Here is a 15,271-nt window from a genome sequence, read left to right on the forward strand (position 1 = left end):
AAAATTTACTGTTGATCATGGTGATATGGGTTCAGGTATGGTTTCAAAAAGTACAGAGTTGTTGATGGTTAATGATGCATTAACCTTCTATAGATTCATAAAATTCGTACTGAAGATCAGCCTCATTGATCGATGTGTTTAATGGACTGTACAGATCATTCTCTTCCGTTTCTGCAAGGACTTTAGATTCCTGAAGCAATTTTCCTTCGGGGCTGAAAATTTTGATCAGAACCCATTTGCCGTTGCGTTCCAGTTCTTTGAAACCGTATTCAGATTTGTATTTAATTTTTCCGCTTTGAAGAACGCCCTCTTTTACAACCGCTTTATTGCCAGCTTTCCCTTTGGCATACTGTACAATCTGCGCCGTAAAACCACTACCCTGTTCTACCGGATGGCTGTAGGTGTATTCAACAGCTCCTTTTTCATCATAAACCGTAGAATTGTATCCGGTTCTATTTGCATTGATCTTCGTTTCCGCTTTTAAATTCCCTTCCAGTCTTAGAGATTTCGAGTAGACTAAAAGGCCGTCTTTATAATGCTGTTCGATAAGTCCCTCATAGAGCGTTCCATTATAAGGCATATCATCTTTATACGTTATATTCCCTTTCGGAGTTCCGTCTGGATTGTAATATCTGATCTCCTGGGTTATATCATCTTTCAATACTTCCTCGGAAGATAATTTCCCATCCTCATCAAAATATTTTTTCAGAACTGCAGACCCGTTTTTATAAACATTAACAGCCGTGTATCCGGAAAAATCATAATTAAACATATACTCTTCTCCGTCTTGCGGATTGTGAGAATCAATTTCTTTATCGTAGATGTAGGTAAGACTTCCTATCTGCTTCCCGGCTTCATCATACGTTTTTTGATACCCTCCTTTTTTGTTTTTCTTTTCTTCCTGCAGAATTTCCCCTTTTTTGGAGTAGATGATACTTTCTGTTACCTTGCCGTCTTTATTTTCTTTTTCGATTTTGGAAACTTTCATCGGATCATGATAATAATCTACCGTTACCTTCTCTCCAGAATCCCCGGATCTGTTTTTACCGATATATTTCCCTTTGTCACCATAAAATCTGGTTTCATACTTCTCTTTGCCGTCACTGATGAGCTCAAAGCGTATTCCTTTAATGTCTTCATCATAACCTACCGATTGAAAACTTTCGGGAGAATCATACGTGGTCACAATGTTAAAATTGGACATTTCTTCCAGATTTTTATAGGTGTATATTTTTCCTGTAAAAGTACCGTCCGCTTTATACATCAGATCTTCCAAAGGCCTTCCCTGCTCATCAAAAGTCTTAGCCGGACCAACTTGCTTACCTGCTGAATATGTCCCTATGCTCATGACTTTACCGTCTGCATTGTACCAGGTAATTTTTCCTTCATACACTTCACTTCCGGGTGTGGCATCTGAAACCAGACCTTCCATTTGAGGGGTTCCGTTTTTATAAAAGTCTCTGATTAAAATAAGTTTTCCCTTATTCTCTGTTTCACGATAAAACTCCATTTTGCTCTGAGTGGTTTTCTCCCAGTTTTCGTCAAAATAAATTTTTTCCTGTGCCCCTGCGTGAATGTTTATGATCAGGGCAAGAACGGCTGCTGTAAATATTTTTTTCATGTTTTTTTTAAATTTAGACTTGCAAAAAAGCTTATCTACGTTATTTTAGGGTGTTTTATTCTTTGAATTCTTTTCCTGTGAAGATATCGATATAATATTTTTCCTCTTTGTTAGGTCCTGTCCGGTTCGTAATCAGTCCGTCCGCAAAAATGGATTTATATGTTTTGTGGGTGATCCTTTTTCTATTTCTGGCATCATACAAATAGTAGCCTCCTTCTTTTTCCATCCGTAAGGAAACAATCAGATTTTGCTCATCGAGTATCCCGATGTCATCAAATTCTGCCGGTATAATCCACTGTTGTTTCTTACTATTCCATAGCCCCTTTTTCGCAACATTGTTTTTTTCAATCTGAACAAAAAACAGGGAGTCCTCACCGTATACCTTTTTAATCTTTTTTACCTGATATCCTTCTTCAATAAAAGTGGGTGAAATGATCTGATCGGATTCCGGCCAGAGTATTTCCCCAACATTTCCAAGTATAAAAAAGTCAGGAGCCTGGATAGACGGCAGGAAATTACCTTTTGCGTCTACGTATTTATAATCGTATTTCCATTTGTCATAATTAAATGTACCCAGAATAAAATAGGGTGTTTTATTGACGGAGGAAATTAAGGTTACTTTATTCAGAAAGCTCACCTGCCCGTCACTCAGATTGGAAAATGTAATGGGAAATGCCTTGTCGAAATTAGGATAAGGAAATATTTCATTCGTCTTTATATCCTTCAGCAATGTCGCATTTGCAGGACGCTGTCTATATCGGGTTTCGTTCAGAGAATCAAGTACAATAGTCTTACCATTGGCCTGAATGCTTATTTCTTTTACGGGTTTCAGTTCTTTTGTGTTTTTAAGTTTTCCGTCGAAAGAATAAAACAGGGCATTCCCGTTTTTTTCCGAAACCAAGACCCGATCATCTGTAAATGTAAAGTATATTTTATCAGCTATTTCTTTAACCTTATTTCCTTTGATCTCATATAACTTCTCGTTCATCACAAAATGGCTGTCATCCAATGGGCTCACATCTAATGAGATTCCCTTTTCATATTCATCCTTATTGGTTGTTTTGGACGCTATTTTCTGCCCGGTTTGCAGAACGGAAATCGTTACCTCTGAAAAAGTGGCCGTCTTATCGATACCGCTTCCCATGATATTCCAGTCCCATTTCCAGACCGGCAGTTTTTTTTCATACTCCCTTGATTCCTCAATGAACGTCAATGTTCCCAGATCGTAGGCTTCATATGTTTTATCGCTAAAATCCCTAATAAAATTTCCTTTGACATCTATAATTCCCTGTCTGAAATCCTTGTCATAAACAAAAGCATACCCTTTGGTGCTGAACTTCGAGGCAAGAAAAAATTCTTTATCGATCACTGGTTTAAGATCTTCATCAACATATCGGAATAATCCGTTTTTCTGCAAAAAAGGAATCATTACTTTGGACTGTTTTGATATAATGACAGATGCTTTTGTATCGATGGATTTATTAGAACAACCAACTGATAAACTTATCGCTGCCATCATTAAAATTCCTGTTACGCTCATCATAGTTCTGCATTGTCTTTTTTCGGACACAAAGAATAATTTCATCATTGTGTTTTTTTGTGTCCGAAATAATATAAACAAAGATCTGTAAAATCATCCCTGCATAAAATCCCTGCTTTCAGCTAATTTGTGTTCTTACCTGTTTCGAAATAAAATAATAAAGAGGGATATTGGTGTATGACTATTACAGATCTTAATCTAAAAATGGGAAGTTCCCAGCATATGCAGCATTGAAAGGTGCAAAGGAAATTGATTTTTAAATGTCAGCACCTGTCTTATTTATTTTTATGCTTTAATTTTTCCGTACTTCAAATTTACCCGTTTCTCTGATCAGGTATGAAATGTTCGTGAATTCTGATTGCCTGGATGATCTATAAAAATTTTTTATCAAGATATTATTGCTGGAAATAGAACTTGTCGTTGAAGTCGTATATCCTGGAGAGCCATCATAAGCAACAAGCAGTTCATCAATTTTTTTATAATGTTTATCGAATGTTACCATCATCGTTTTAAGCTCATGTTCCCTGTCAAGATAGGTAAATACAAAAGTTTTGAAGTTTCCGGGATAGGTCAATTGGTAATTTACCGTAACATTTTTACCGGATTCCAGCCATTTCTGCAGGCCTAACTTTTCCACCTGTTCATCAGAAAGTTTAGTATATACTCTTGCTGAATGATGTTTTTTCCTGCTTGTTTCACCAAAATTTTCAAAACTGGTATCTTCATTTACCGGTAATTCTTCCATTGGAACTTTCATAAATGAGAATTGAGCATGTATTGAATCTTGACGGACAGCCTGAACTTTCGTGATGTCTAGATTTTCTTTGTTTTGTGAATTTTGTGCTTTTTCCCGGCAGGAAATTATTGTCTCTAATGACAAAAAAATAAAAATTGTTTTTCTCATTATGATATTGTTTTTGTTGTGGTAAAGTAAATATTACACCGCTCCTATACAATAAATACACATCCATCTTCCTTCATTTGGGCCAATAAAAGTGGCATCATAGATATACAGTCCTTTACTCTGAATAAACTCTCTTTGCCCCTGACTGTTCCCTGCCGATATATTGGTAATATAAATAATGGCGCCATCCTGTTCCGGTCCATAGAGATGATCCCCTTTCGCGGTCAGCTCTTCCAGAGTTAATCTCGGGGGAATCAATCCATCAATAGAAAGAACTTCTTTTTTAGCTTTTATGTCCAGTGTTGCTTTAGGCGCCTCTGTGTTAATACCCATCTGTGCGAATGCAGGAAAGTAGAAAATGGAAAATAAAAAAATTAAAATTTGTTTCATTAGTGTTTCCTTAGTGTGAATTTGAAATATGATCATTGTCTTAACAATCAAACTGAATGGCAACTTCTGCTGCTTTTTTAATGAGTTTTCCTTTTTTTGCTTGTGAAGAAAGATATAAAATCACCCGTTCCTCTTCATAATCTCTGTTGGCCCCAAAAATAAAGTCAGGTTTTCCATCCTTATCAATATCACCTATAAAAAGTAATTCCACGAAAGTATCATTAAATGATTCTTGCTCTAAAAATAGCGTTTCAGGAGCATTATTTGCCGACAGGTAGAGTTTATAATCTTTTACATTCTGATAGAGTTCCTCTCCTTCATCGGTGCTTACTGTTTCTGATGATAATACTTTTCCTTCTGCACGCAAAGTGTATTCTTCGTTTCCAAAATAAAACTTCAATTTTTCCTTTGGCCAGATTTTATTTTTTCCAATTTTTACAGTCTTTATTTCACCTTTTGCCAATCGTGAATGGCCAATCAGTAAAAGCGTGTTGGTTTTAGAATTAATGATCCTGGTAGAATCTCCTGAACATTCGGAAAATCCTCTCGTAATCTTAAAGTCAGCTTTACCCAAATAATATTTTCCGCCTTTCTCATATAAGTCTAGCCAATCATTTGTGAGTACATCAGCTTCATTTTCTTTTCCCCAGTCGCGATATTCCTTAGGCAAGAGGATTTTTAAATTTTCAACAGTTTCCTGAGCCGGATTCACTTTTGGTACCTCCGGCTTTTTATATGAATGAGTTTTCTCCTGGTTTTGCAGCGTTGCATTTTTAGTTTTTTGTGTTTTTTCATTGCAGGAAATGATCACCGCTAAGGATAAAAAAAATAGAATTGTTTTCTTCATTGTTTTGGTCTTTTCAGTTTTTATATGCTAAGATAAGCATACCTCACGGATCAAAATTCCAGTTCGTTTTATCTTTCTTTCAGGGTTGTACTGTATCAGACATCATTTTGAATGATCAAATCTTTGATAAGGCAAATATCAAAAAAAATATCACCACTAAAAATCCCTGTTTTCAGCCAATTTTCAAATTATCTTATCAAATTGAATTAAACTGCAACCTCACTGGCAGCGTTCATAACCTCATCAATTTTTAATCAAAAAGCATCTTCGAAAACGTATCCATTAAAATTAGCTGAAAACAGGGATTGAAAAATGTCACAAGAATAGCGAGCTTTGAATTTATATCTGAAGTGGTCCATCTTTGAGGGTGCCCATGGTAATATTATTTAAATTCAACATGAAACATAACCAGTGAGAAACAGCAAAGTAATAACTTTGCCTTCCTTAATCTAAAAAATGCTGACCAATTCTTTTTCTTTTTTTCGTTTCTGTATTACTATTCTGTGTCTTGTTTTAGCTGGTCATGGTGCCTCAGCTCAGGAACTTCACAACAGTCTGGAACAGCAGTACAAAAAATACAAACCGGGAAGTACGCAAAGAATGATGATCACCGGAAAGTATGCACAGGCTCTTTTTTTCAATAAACAGGAGGATAAGGCTTTTGTTATTTTAAATGAAAACATCGCCTACGCTAAAAAAGTAACAGACGGAAAATATGCCGCCTATTTATATATTATTGCTGCCATCAACTATAGACTGCTGGATCAAGTGAAAGCTTATGAAAATGCTTCACGGCTCGCCCAGCTCTATGAAGCAAAAACAAAAGACCAGGAAACAAAAGGATATGTAGCCTATGGGCTTGGCTGGATCCGTGCCCGTAATAGTAAAGATGCTGAGGCGGTCCGCTATTTTTTAAAAGCCCTGTCATTTTATGAAAAAGCACCCTATTCTGAGAGTTTAAATACCAGAAAAGCATCTGTATACCGCGAGTTAAACAGTATCTATGCCGATTGGAATGAATATGAGCTGCAGGAGAAGTACAGTAAATTATCATTGGAAATTTCCTTACAGCAGAATGATCCCATGAATTTATTTGATGCTTATATGGCCATGGGATATATGTACGAAAAGCGCTATGAGTCTACCTCCAACAAGGCTTTTGTCCACCAGGCAGAGTCTTATTATATCAAAGCTGTAGATACCTATAATGCCAATAAGGCACGCATGCCTATTCCCTCCAATCTTTCTTTTGTAGCGATCAATCTGGCTAATCTGTATTTAAATTATTTCCCCGAGTCCTACAAAGATAAGGTACTGTATTATGCCAATTTAGCTAAAAGCCATGGAGCTGAGACAGGAAATCATGACCATGTAGCCTCAGCCAATGGTCTTCTGGCAGAAATAGCTTTACAGAACGGTGATCAGGAAGCAGCGAAAAGGTATCTGTTGACCGCACTTGCAGAATCAGAATATGACAAAGTGGCTGATCCGAATATCAAGCTATCCATTTTTGAAAATCTTTCTCAGTTATTTCAGAATGAAAATAATTTTAAAGAGGCTATATTTTACCAAAAGGCTTATTTAGAAACTTTTAAACAAATTTACGATCAAAAAAACACCGCCTTAGGTAAAAAACTGGAGGTTCAATATGAAAGGGAGAAGCAAAAGCAGCAATTGCTCAGGTTGCAGTTAGCATCCGAGAAGCAGGAACAACGGCTGAAGGAAATGAGCTGGCAAAGTCTTCAGCAAGTTCAGAAACTGGAGAATCTTGAATTGCTGAAAGAGAATCAGTTTAGAAAACTGGAACTAACAGAAATAGAAAACAGTAAAAAGGCACAGGAACTTCGTTTGTCACAACTGGAATCTTTTAATAGAAAACGGGAAATAGATCTCTATAAAGACCGGATGGATTATAAGGAGAAAATCAATACATTTTATGTCGGGTTGACGGCCTCTGTTTCTTTACTGCTGATCTTATTGCTGTATGCCTATTTTCAGAGAGCAAAAGGCATCAAACAAAAAGAGAAACTCCATCTTCTTGAAATGGAAAAGGTCAAACAGGACTCAAAGATATCCAACCTTACGGTGATGCTGGAGGGTCAGGAACAGGAGCGCGGAAGAATAGCCCGGGATCTTCATGATGGCCTTGGAAGTTTGCTTTCCGGAACCAAGATGAATCTGTTTTTATTAAAGGATACCTCTAATGATCAGCATCAGCCGCAAATAGAGCGGTCAATGGAGCAGATCGATATAGCAGTGGACGAACTTCGCCGTGTTGCGCACAATCTTATGCCGGATCTACTGCTGAATTATGGTCTTCAGGAAACATTGATGGAATACGTTTCCCGGATGACGACTCCTGAACTGGATGTTGATGTTCAGTTTTTACATTATTCAAATCAGCTTCCACTGGAGAGTCAGCTGCTTGTGTACAGGATTGTTCAGGAACTCGTCAATAATGCCGTGAAACATGCCGGTGCAGAACAGATCATTATCCAGTTCATTGAAAATGAATCCGATTATGCCATTATCGTTGAGGATGACGGAAAAGGATTTGATACAACCCTTCTGAATAATTCCCATTCTGCAGGGTTTCATAATATCCGATCACGTGTTGAGTTTCTGAAAGGTGCCATGCACATAGAATCCCAGATCAATATAGGAACCAGTATTGAAATCAAATTTCCCAAATAAATAAATTATGATTAAAATCGCTATAACCGATGATCACCCATTATTACTTGAAGGATTAAAGAACATCCTTTCCCAACAGGAAAATTTTTCCGTTGTCGGATGCTATTCTTCATCAAGTGAACTTTTTACAGGATTAGAAAACCAGATTATAGATGTTTTATTACTGGATATCAATCTTTCGGATGGTAACAGTATAGATTTTATTAAACCTATCCTAAAAAAATACCCGGCTACTCAAATTCTTATTTTGAGTGTTCACAATGAGTTTGCAGTCATCAACAGTACACTGGAAGAAGGGGCTATGGGATATATCCAGAAAAATGCTTTGGTCACAGAAATCATTTTAGGAATCCAGACGATCCTTAAAGGAGAGAAGTTCCTATGCAATCAGACAAAAAGGATTGTAGAAATGAAAACGAATTCCGGATTAAATGCTGTTCCCAAACTTACCCGCAGGGAAAAGGAAATTTTACTGGAAGCATCTTTAGGCCTTACCACCATTCAGATAGCAGATAAGCTGTTCATAAGCCCGCATACCGTAGAAAGTCACCGCAAAAATCTGATCGTCAAATTCAAAACCACCAACTTAAGTACTGCCATAAAATTAGCCATGGAATATGGATTAGTCCGCCCATAATGAGGTGATCACCTGATTAATAACAGCAATCAAAATAAAAAAACATGAAACTATCTTATCTAGGAGCAGGTACGCTCTGTGCTGCCCTCACGTTCGCAGGTTTTCCAACTGTTTTGGCCCGTCAGCACTCATCATTTACTGTTGAAAGAATAAAAAACAATTCCGATTCATTGAAAATTGAAAGCTTAGCCAAAGAGCTGAAAAAATTGAAACCACTCAGCGCTGACGAATTTAAAGGTAAATTTAAAAAAGAGATCAATGGTTTTAAACTTACTGAAGTAGATGCTTATGAAGATAAAAAAACAGGATCATCCGCTATGGCCAATTATGTGAAAGGATCACAAAATATTTATATGATGGTAAAGGATGGTGCAGGACCGGGTTCAAACGAGGTGAAACAAAACCTCATAAGCTATCTGGAATTAAAGGAATTTGAAAAACCGGGTGATAAAACCAATATCATAAGCTATAAAGGCTGGATGGTTTACTTCGATCACAGTATGTTTGAAAATGACGGCATTACAGGGGTACATTATCTGGAGAATAACAGATATTCCATCATTGCATCCGGAAATACTGTTTCTATACCTGAATTAAAAGATTTTCTGGATCAATTCAGTTTACAGTAGGCGATCACTAATCACAGCTTAATTAATATGATAATGATGAACAGTTTAATTAAATTATTCCCCAGCTACGAAGACGTTTTTTATGATGATATTGAAAATCATAAAAAATATTTTCTTCCGATCTGTTCTTTCAATTTAAAAATTGCAGATCCAAACAGAGACCAATGGCTGCACATCATATCGGTGAAAGAGATCTATGATGGACGGGTTGGCGAGGAAAAATCAGCATTCTATACCGAATTTACCCAAGCAGACTCTTTTGGTTTTGATGTCATCGACGGAAAGTACAGATTTGATGCAGACTGGAATTTTTTCAGCACCTCAACAGTCATCACTTCTGATCAGTATGGTCAAAAGTTTTCAGATCTTGACATCGAATACAATATGAACGATGCTATGTATCAGCTCAAAAAAGCATATTATCAAAAGCATAACGCTCTATATGATAAAGACGGAGACAGGCCCGGACTTACCGTAGATGATATACGCCGACTGGAAAGATTGCGTCAGCTGACTGTAGAAGATCTGGAAAATGATCCGGAATCTGATTTTTTAAAAGAACGTTTAGAGGCTAAAGTATTTGGAATTTTTGAAAAACTAAATACTGAGCTAAAGCCCATGGAAGATCTTAATTTCGCAGGTAATAATATTGATCAACCTATGGTAAACGGACAATTAATGGATTTTATAGCCAGTGTAGATGGATATGACTGGCAATTAAATGCCGCGGATTACATTCATCTTTTTTATGATGCCTCTGTAGAAAAAGCAGTCATTTGCTTAGAATACACCTAGAAGATTTTTTAAAATAACCCCAATAAAGAAAAAATAGCATCATTTAAAATGATGCTAATGTATATCTGTCCCTTTTAAAGGATCATTGAATTCTGTAACAAACTAATGTCCAATAGATTATTTTAATTTCGCATTCATTTTTCGGATAAAATCATCCCATTGGCCATTTAAATAGATTAGTGCTTTCTTTTTTTCACTTTCATTCAGAGAAGAATAGTTAATTGAATTAAAAACCAGTTTTTTAACGGCTTTTAAGTCAAGCTCCCAATACACAAAAGCTACCCAAAAATCATAACCGAGACCTTCGTATCCGTAAACACTGGGGTCATCACTATTGATGGAACACTGAATGCCATTACTTAGTAAAACCCTTGCAGGATGATTCCGCAGATCGCTTACATATCCTAAAACCTGATTACTGATAGGACTTACTTCAACCAGTTTATTTTGTTTTCTGATCAATTCCATGGTGTTTGGAAAATAGATCAGGTTCAATCCATGCCCAATTCTTGGATTGTCTAATGATGAAATATCCAGAATATTTTTATTAAAGACAGAATTACTTTCGCCTGCATGAAGAAAAAGAGGCATTTTCACCCCATACTTTTTACTGAGTTGATCCAATTTCATCCAGTCTTCCCGGAAAGAATAAATACTGTTTCCGGCGGCCTCGTCGGCTACAAGATCAAACCCCGAGATAATATTCGGCAACTCTTTTTTGAGTTCAAAAGCCGTTTCAAGTTGTTTTTCAACACTTTGAGGATCCAGGAATTTAAAACTTGAATAAATCAATTTCAAACTGAACTCCGGATGATTTTTTTGTACTTCTTTAACCACATCCTGCAAATCAGTGACTGAGGTTTTCAATGGATATTTTCCATGCTGAAAATCGTAGAGCTCATCAAAAATAAATCTGATTTCCAGGTGTTGTACTTTATTGTCTGCCAAATCCAGAAAGCCTTTCTTATAATATTCCTTAAAAAAAGGACGGTAAGGCAGCAGCAAACTGATTCGTTTAAAACGTTTCTCAAATTCAATCCAGTAGTTGGTGTAAGTACATAAATTATCGCGCTTCAAAATAAGAAGCTCCGCCAGCTGCTTCTCGAAAGAGGGGTCCGAAATAAGCTTTTTATCAAGACTTACAAATCCTTTTGGAACCTTCCCTGCTTCAAAAAATGCCAGCTGTCCGAAAATAAACTGGTCATGATCAGGCTGATCATAAACATAGCATTCCTTATACTTTCTTGCTGCTGTAATCACCCATTTTACATCTGTTATCCCGCCACTATGGGTATGCAGCAGACCGCCTTTCGGCATGCTTTGAAAAATCTCAAATAACTGACTGCGTTCTATTAATGGTTTTAATTCATTAAAGGAACTGTTAAACAAAGGTATTTTCTGTTGCTCTGTGTCGGCAAGGAACTGTTTTCGTATCTGAAATAGCTTTTTATCCAGTGCTGTCTCCGCATCCGATAATTTTATGCCGGTATCAAAAGCTAAGGCTTCATTTTCCTGTTTCAATAACGTCCACTTCTGTTCATACGTGGATTGTGCAGCCACTTTATTTTGGAACCCAAAGAAAGGAAATCCAAAAAGTAATATATATGTAAAATGCTTTGTCTTCATATGATTAAGATTTGCTTCGCATCATTGACTATGCTAAACAATTTTTTGAAAAAATAAAGGTTCAAATAAAATTACCATCAAAAATATAACATTTTTTTTGAGTATAAGAGTTTCCACTGAGTAGGATTCCGAATAATTAAAAAAGTAATCCATTATTACAGGAAGTTTATTAGAAGAAAATTAATTAAGACTTCAGTGTATGATTCAAAATATCCTGAACCTTATATTGAAACCGGTATTATTTACTAAAACAAAAAAAACTTCCCGCTTTGTGAGGGAAGTTAAAAGATTTAGGTGTGATGACTGACATCACTAAGATTATCAATTCAAAGGTATGAGATATACATGCAGCCTTTTATGATTTAGATCATAATAATCAGTATTTATTACCAACGTGACAAAGTCTGTTTTCAATAAAGATCATTAAAATGATTAGCGGTCTGTTTACCTATACTCCTGCAAAGCACACTCTTTTACTCTACCGTATTTTTCCACCTATTTTATTTAAAAATTTTAGGGGCAAACTGATACAGAGATCTTCTCCAGGTAAGCCATTCGTGTCGGGTTTCGGGAGATTCGTAAAGAAAATAGGGATACTTGTTTGTTTTTAAAAAATGCGTCAGTTCCTGATTGAACTGTAAAAACCGATCATCTTCCTTTTGCCCGATTCCGATAAAGAAGTAAGGCTTTTTCTTAGATGTCAACAGGTTATTAATGGGAAGTTCCTTAAAAGGTTCGGTCGCTGTTCCTTCATAAATAACCGGGCTGAATACCCCAATGGCCGAAAATAGCTCAGGGTGGCCGGCACCTATAAGCATCGCCTGATAACTTCCCCGGGAAAGTCCCGCAATAGCTTTTTTATGATTGGTTTTATACTTTTTCTCTACGTAAGGAATCAGTTCTCCGGTAACAATCCTGTCAAGATTTTTGGAGGAAAGAACAGTTCTCGGATAATCGTCCGGCATTTTTTCCTGCTCAGGATTCAATGCGACTCCATTATCCATCACCACGATCATTTCTTCTGCCTTTTTTTCTGCAAAAAGATTATCAAGGATGTTTCGGATGTACCCCTGTTTTACCCATCCCGTGATATCTTCTCCGGTTCCGTGGTAAAGATATAAAACGGGTAACTTTTTAGATCCATAACTTGGAGGAAGATATACTTTAAAGTTTCTTTGGCCCTGCGTTATTTCAGAATTCAAACTGTCATCAACTATTTTTCCATGTTTTACATTTTTTTCAAAGAAAAAATCTTCGCCGGAAGGCACTTCCACCCCACTGGTTGGCTGACCATATCCAAAATACAGTTGGGTATTCGGATCATTTCTGCGCTGCCCATCCACCTCAAACCAGTAATAATGAAACCCTATTTCCATGGGGGAAGTGGAGATATTCCAGAAGCCATCCTTATCTTTGGAAGCCGACGACTGCACACTTTTCATCCCGTCACCTCCATCCAGAATTACAGATTTTGCATCGGGAAAGTAAACACGGAATTCTGCTTTTCTTTCAGTATCTATTTTCGGAAATTCTTTTCCCGGTAAAACAGTTGAAGAAGGCTTATAAGTCTGGGAAAAAGCAATGGAAGAACATAAAACGAGAATGGAAGATATTTTTTTGGCGTACTGCATTATTTTAGTTTTAAGATATCATAAAATGGATCGTCTTTCCCGGACGGAAATCCCCATGATCTGTAATATCTGTTATCTTATTTCAATGTAAGAAAAATATTTATTCTTTGCAGTACATTTTGTGAAATATCCCCTGTTTATTGCCATAAACCGTTGATAAGCTCATTACTTGTGGAGGTGGAAAATATATACTACTTTTCCATTGCGCTAAGGATAAGCAAATTACAGACTTTAGCCTGTTTGAAATATTGTTTATTCCAACGTTGCAGATATGATCAACAGGAATAATTTAAATTGATTAGAGATGAGTTTAAAAATATGTTTAGCCAAAAAAGTCCTTATCTTTTATTCGGTTCTGGCTCCGTTCATTATGATTGGCTCACTGTACAATCTTATTGACGGACTCATTTTACAGAAAAGTCCAACCTATCGCATTGGTCTTTTCAGTTTATTCGGATTTGTCATCATGCCCTTTTTACTGATTGTCACGTACATCAAAAACAAATGTGTGATTTCCGGAGATGGAGTGCAAATTGGCAAAATGATGTATCCCTTTTCTGACTATGATTTCAGTATCAGAGAAAAGGAACTTGCTTTTAAGGACAGACCTCTTACTTCTTTATTTAAAAAAAGGTATGACGAACTGGTCATCAAAAGAATCAGCAACAATGAAATAATACTGGAAAAGGATTTAGACGTTTTTGAAAGAGACATTGAAAACATTAAAAATGCGCTGTCTATCAATAAAAACAGATGGAATTAAAATACAACTGCTAAAATACCCCTATCCATTTCCAGATCTGCCTTTATTCAAATTTAAAATTTTGTTTTTAAGTTTTGAAGAAGGATTTTCAATCATCAACCTGTATAGTAAACCTCCGGCAATACATCCTGCCAGACCAATCAGAAGACTGACATTGTCTGAAGTTTCAACTCCCAGTTTTTCCAGAGCATACTGAATCATATGGATGATCCCTTTATGTGAAAGATAAATGGCATAAGAAAGACCTGCCAACTGTGTGGTAATAGTTGATTTTGTTCTGAAAACAAACGAAGATCGGGATATGGCAGACATTAAAATAATTCCATAACTGAATGCCACCCATGTAAATCCATAAACTGAAGCGCCCTCAGTAACCTGATCATTACAGATCCAGAACGAAATGCCCAGAAGAATGGTTCCAGAAACAAAAAGCTTATTTCCATTTTGATGAACGAATCTTTTAAACTGCAATGAATATATCATCAGATAGCCAATGATAACTCCAGCTGCCAGACCGTCCAAACGCGTATGCGTGGGGTAATAGATCTTCATGTACCATGCCTTCCAAAAGCCGTCGCTGTTCATTACCGGAACAATGGAGTTATTCCATATCATGAATCGGGCTGTTACCGAAAATAAAATAAGGAGAAAAGCAAAAAGCACTGTATATCTGAACGTTTTTGTTTTCAGCACCAGCAAAAGCAGGAAAGGCAGGAAAAGGTAAAACTGCTCCTCAATACATAAAGACCAGGCATGTGAAAACGTCCCGCGGTTCATCACATCGAGTCCGTAATTCTGGGTAAAAGAAATAAATTTCCAAAAGGAAGACAGCGATTCCCGCTCCCTGAAAAAAGGAAAAGTAAAATATAGAAAAAGAGTGAAAAAATACGGCGGAATGATCCTGAAGAAACGTTTGGTAAAAAATGTTTTTAAGCTGATACTTCCTGCCTTTTCAATTTCTTTAAATAATTGAGAGGATATCAAAAACCCACTCAGTACAAAAAACAGATCTACCCCCGTCCAGCCGAACCTCCCAATGGCATCAATCCAGGCCGGATGTTTAAAGGCGCGGTAGTGGTACATTAAAACCAGTAAAATGGCAAGAGCACGTAAATGGTCGAGTCCGTAAAGTTTCCCGGTAGAATGATGGTCTGCAGGCATTATTTTTTTCTGCAAAAATGGTAATCCGTGCTG

General features: G+C 36.7%; 13 protein-coding genes. 5 read left to right on the top strand and 8 right to left on the bottom strand.

Annotated features, from left to right (window positions below; translation table 11 throughout):
* Positions 1-79: 79 nt before the first annotated feature.
* The 5 genes from IW16_RS22605 to IW16_RS25945 all read right to left on the bottom strand — a co-directional run bounded on the left by IW16_RS22605 (position 80) and on the right by IW16_RS25945 (position 5,302).
* On the bottom strand, positions 80-1,621 hold the full coding sequence (locus IW16_RS22605; RefSeq protein ID WP_051890636.1) for a toxin-antitoxin system YwqK family antitoxin: 1,542 nt from the start codon (positions 1,619-1,621) through the stop codon (positions 80-82).
* Positions 1,622-1,676: 55 nt separating this feature from the next.
* On the bottom strand, positions 1,677-3,209 hold the full coding sequence (locus tag IW16_RS22610; protein ID WP_034750129.1) for a hypothetical protein: 1,533 nt from the start codon (positions 3,207-3,209) through the stop codon (positions 1,677-1,679).
* 244 nt (positions 3,210-3,453) lie between these two features.
* Positions 3,454-3,918 (bottom strand): hypothetical protein, encoded by a 465-nt coding sequence (locus IW16_RS22615; protein ID WP_131327966.1) that lies wholly within the window; start codon positions 3,916-3,918, stop codon positions 3,454-3,456.
* Between the two features lie 180 nt (positions 3,919-4,098).
* On the bottom strand, positions 4,099-4,455 hold the full coding sequence (locus IW16_RS22620) for a hypothetical protein (protein WP_034750135.1): 357 nt from the start codon (positions 4,453-4,455) through the stop codon (positions 4,099-4,101).
* A gap of 40 nt (positions 4,456-4,495) precedes the next feature.
* A complete protein-coding gene (locus IW16_RS25945; protein ID WP_051890640.1) occupies positions 4,496-5,302 on the bottom strand; it encodes a hypothetical protein in 807 nt (268 codons plus the stop codon).
* Positions 5,303-5,758: 456 nt separating this feature from the next.
* On the opposite strand from IW16_RS25945, the gene IW16_RS22635 reads away from it, so the two are divergent.
* Genes IW16_RS22635 through IW16_RS22650 form a run of 4 tightly spaced genes read left to right on the top strand, consistent with a single transcriptional unit; the run spans position 5,759 to position 10,057 of the window.
* Entirely contained in the window at positions 5,759-7,996 is a 2,238-nt protein-coding gene (locus IW16_RS22635) for a sensor histidine kinase (protein WP_034750141.1), read from the top strand.
* Between the two features lie 7 nt (positions 7,997-8,003).
* Positions 8,004-8,633 carry a response regulator transcription factor gene (locus tag IW16_RS22640; RefSeq protein ID WP_034750144.1) on the top strand — a complete coding sequence of 210 codons (630 nt, stop codon included), beginning with the start codon at positions 8,004-8,006 and terminating at the stop codon, positions 8,631-8,633.
* 44 nt (positions 8,634-8,677) lie between these two features.
* The gene (locus IW16_RS22645) at positions 8,678-9,262 is read left to right on the top strand and encodes a hypothetical protein (protein ID WP_034750148.1); all 585 of its coding nucleotides are present in this window, start codon (positions 8,678-8,680) and stop codon (positions 9,260-9,262) included.
* Positions 9,263-9,295: 33 nt separating this feature from the next.
* Complete coding sequence (locus IW16_RS22650) at positions 9,296-10,057, top strand: hypothetical protein (protein WP_228376980.1); 762 nt, start codon at positions 9,296-9,298, stop codon at positions 10,055-10,057.
* Between the two features lie 117 nt (positions 10,058-10,174).
* Here the strand turns inward: IW16_RS22650 and IW16_RS22655 are convergent, their stop codons facing one another.
* Both IW16_RS22655 and IW16_RS22660 read right to left on the bottom strand, forming a co-directional pair.
* Positions 10,175-11,683: an amidohydrolase family protein gene (locus IW16_RS22655; protein WP_034750151.1), complete on the bottom strand. Its 1,509-nt coding sequence runs from the start codon at positions 11,681-11,683 to the stop codon at positions 10,175-10,177.
* Between the two features lie 500 nt (positions 11,684-12,183).
* Positions 12,184-13,314 carry an alpha/beta hydrolase-fold protein gene (locus IW16_RS22660; protein ID WP_034750154.1) on the bottom strand — a complete coding sequence of 377 codons (1,131 nt, stop codon included), beginning with the start codon at positions 13,312-13,314 and terminating at the stop codon, positions 12,184-12,186.
* Between the two features lie 304 nt (positions 13,315-13,618).
* Here IW16_RS22660 and IW16_RS22665 point away from each other — a divergent pair, with 304 nt between their 5' ends.
* Positions 13,619-14,077, top strand: a complete 459-nt coding sequence (locus IW16_RS22665) for a hypothetical protein (RefSeq protein WP_034750157.1) — start codon at positions 13,619-13,621, stop codon at positions 14,075-14,077.
* A 21-nt stretch (positions 14,078-14,098) separates the two neighbouring features.
* Here the strand turns inward: IW16_RS22665 and IW16_RS22670 are convergent, their stop codons facing one another.
* Complete coding sequence (locus IW16_RS22670; RefSeq protein ID WP_034750160.1) at positions 14,099-15,238, bottom strand: acyltransferase family protein; 1,140 nt, start codon at positions 15,236-15,238, stop codon at positions 14,099-14,101.
* Between the last annotated feature and the right edge of the window lie 33 nt (positions 15,239-15,271).

This window comes from Chryseobacterium vrystaatense, from assembly GCF_000737765.1.
In the GTDB taxonomy this organism is placed as follows: Bacteria; Bacteroidota; Bacteroidia; order Flavobacteriales; family Weeksellaceae; genus Chryseobacterium; species Chryseobacterium vrystaatense.

Coding starts and splice junctions, on each gene's coding strand:
- IW16_RS22605 (WP_051890636.1), bottom strand. CDS start 1,621: ATGAAAAAAATATTTACAGCAGCCGTTCTTGCCCTGATCATAAACATT.
- IW16_RS22610 (WP_034750129.1), bottom strand. CDS start 3,209: ATGATGAAATTATTCTTTGTGTCCGAAAAAAGACAATGCAGAACTATG.
- IW16_RS22615 (WP_131327966.1), bottom strand. CDS start 3,918: ATGAAAGTTCCAATGGAAGAATTACCGGTAAATGAAGATACCAGTTTT.
- IW16_RS22620 (WP_034750135.1), bottom strand. CDS start 4,455: ATGAAACAAATTTTAATTTTTTTATTTTCCATTTTCTACTTTCCTGCA.
- IW16_RS25945 (WP_051890640.1), bottom strand. CDS start 5,302: ATGAAGAAAACAATTCTATTTTTTTTATCCTTAGCGGTGATCATTTCC.
- IW16_RS22635 (WP_034750141.1), top strand. CDS start 5,759: ATGCTGACCAATTCTTTTTCTTTTTTTCGTTTCTGTATTACTATTCTG.
- IW16_RS22640 (WP_034750144.1), top strand. CDS start 8,004: ATGATTAAAATCGCTATAACCGATGATCACCCATTATTACTTGAAGGA.
- IW16_RS22645 (WP_034750148.1), top strand. CDS start 8,678: ATGAAACTATCTTATCTAGGAGCAGGTACGCTCTGTGCTGCCCTCACG.
- IW16_RS22650 (WP_228376980.1), top strand. CDS start 9,296: ATGATGAACAGTTTAATTAAATTATTCCCCAGCTACGAAGACGTTTTT.
- IW16_RS22655 (WP_034750151.1), bottom strand. CDS start 11,683: ATGAAGACAAAGCATTTTACATATATATTACTTTTTGGATTTCCTTTC.
- IW16_RS22660 (WP_034750154.1), bottom strand. CDS start 13,314: ATGCAGTACGCCAAAAAAATATCTTCCATTCTCGTTTTATGTTCTTCC.
- IW16_RS22665 (WP_034750157.1), top strand. CDS start 13,619: ATGAGTTTAAAAATATGTTTAGCCAAAAAAGTCCTTATCTTTTATTCG.
- IW16_RS22670 (WP_034750160.1), bottom strand. CDS start 15,238: ATGCCTGCAGACCATCATTCTACCGGGAAACTTTACGGACTCGACCAT.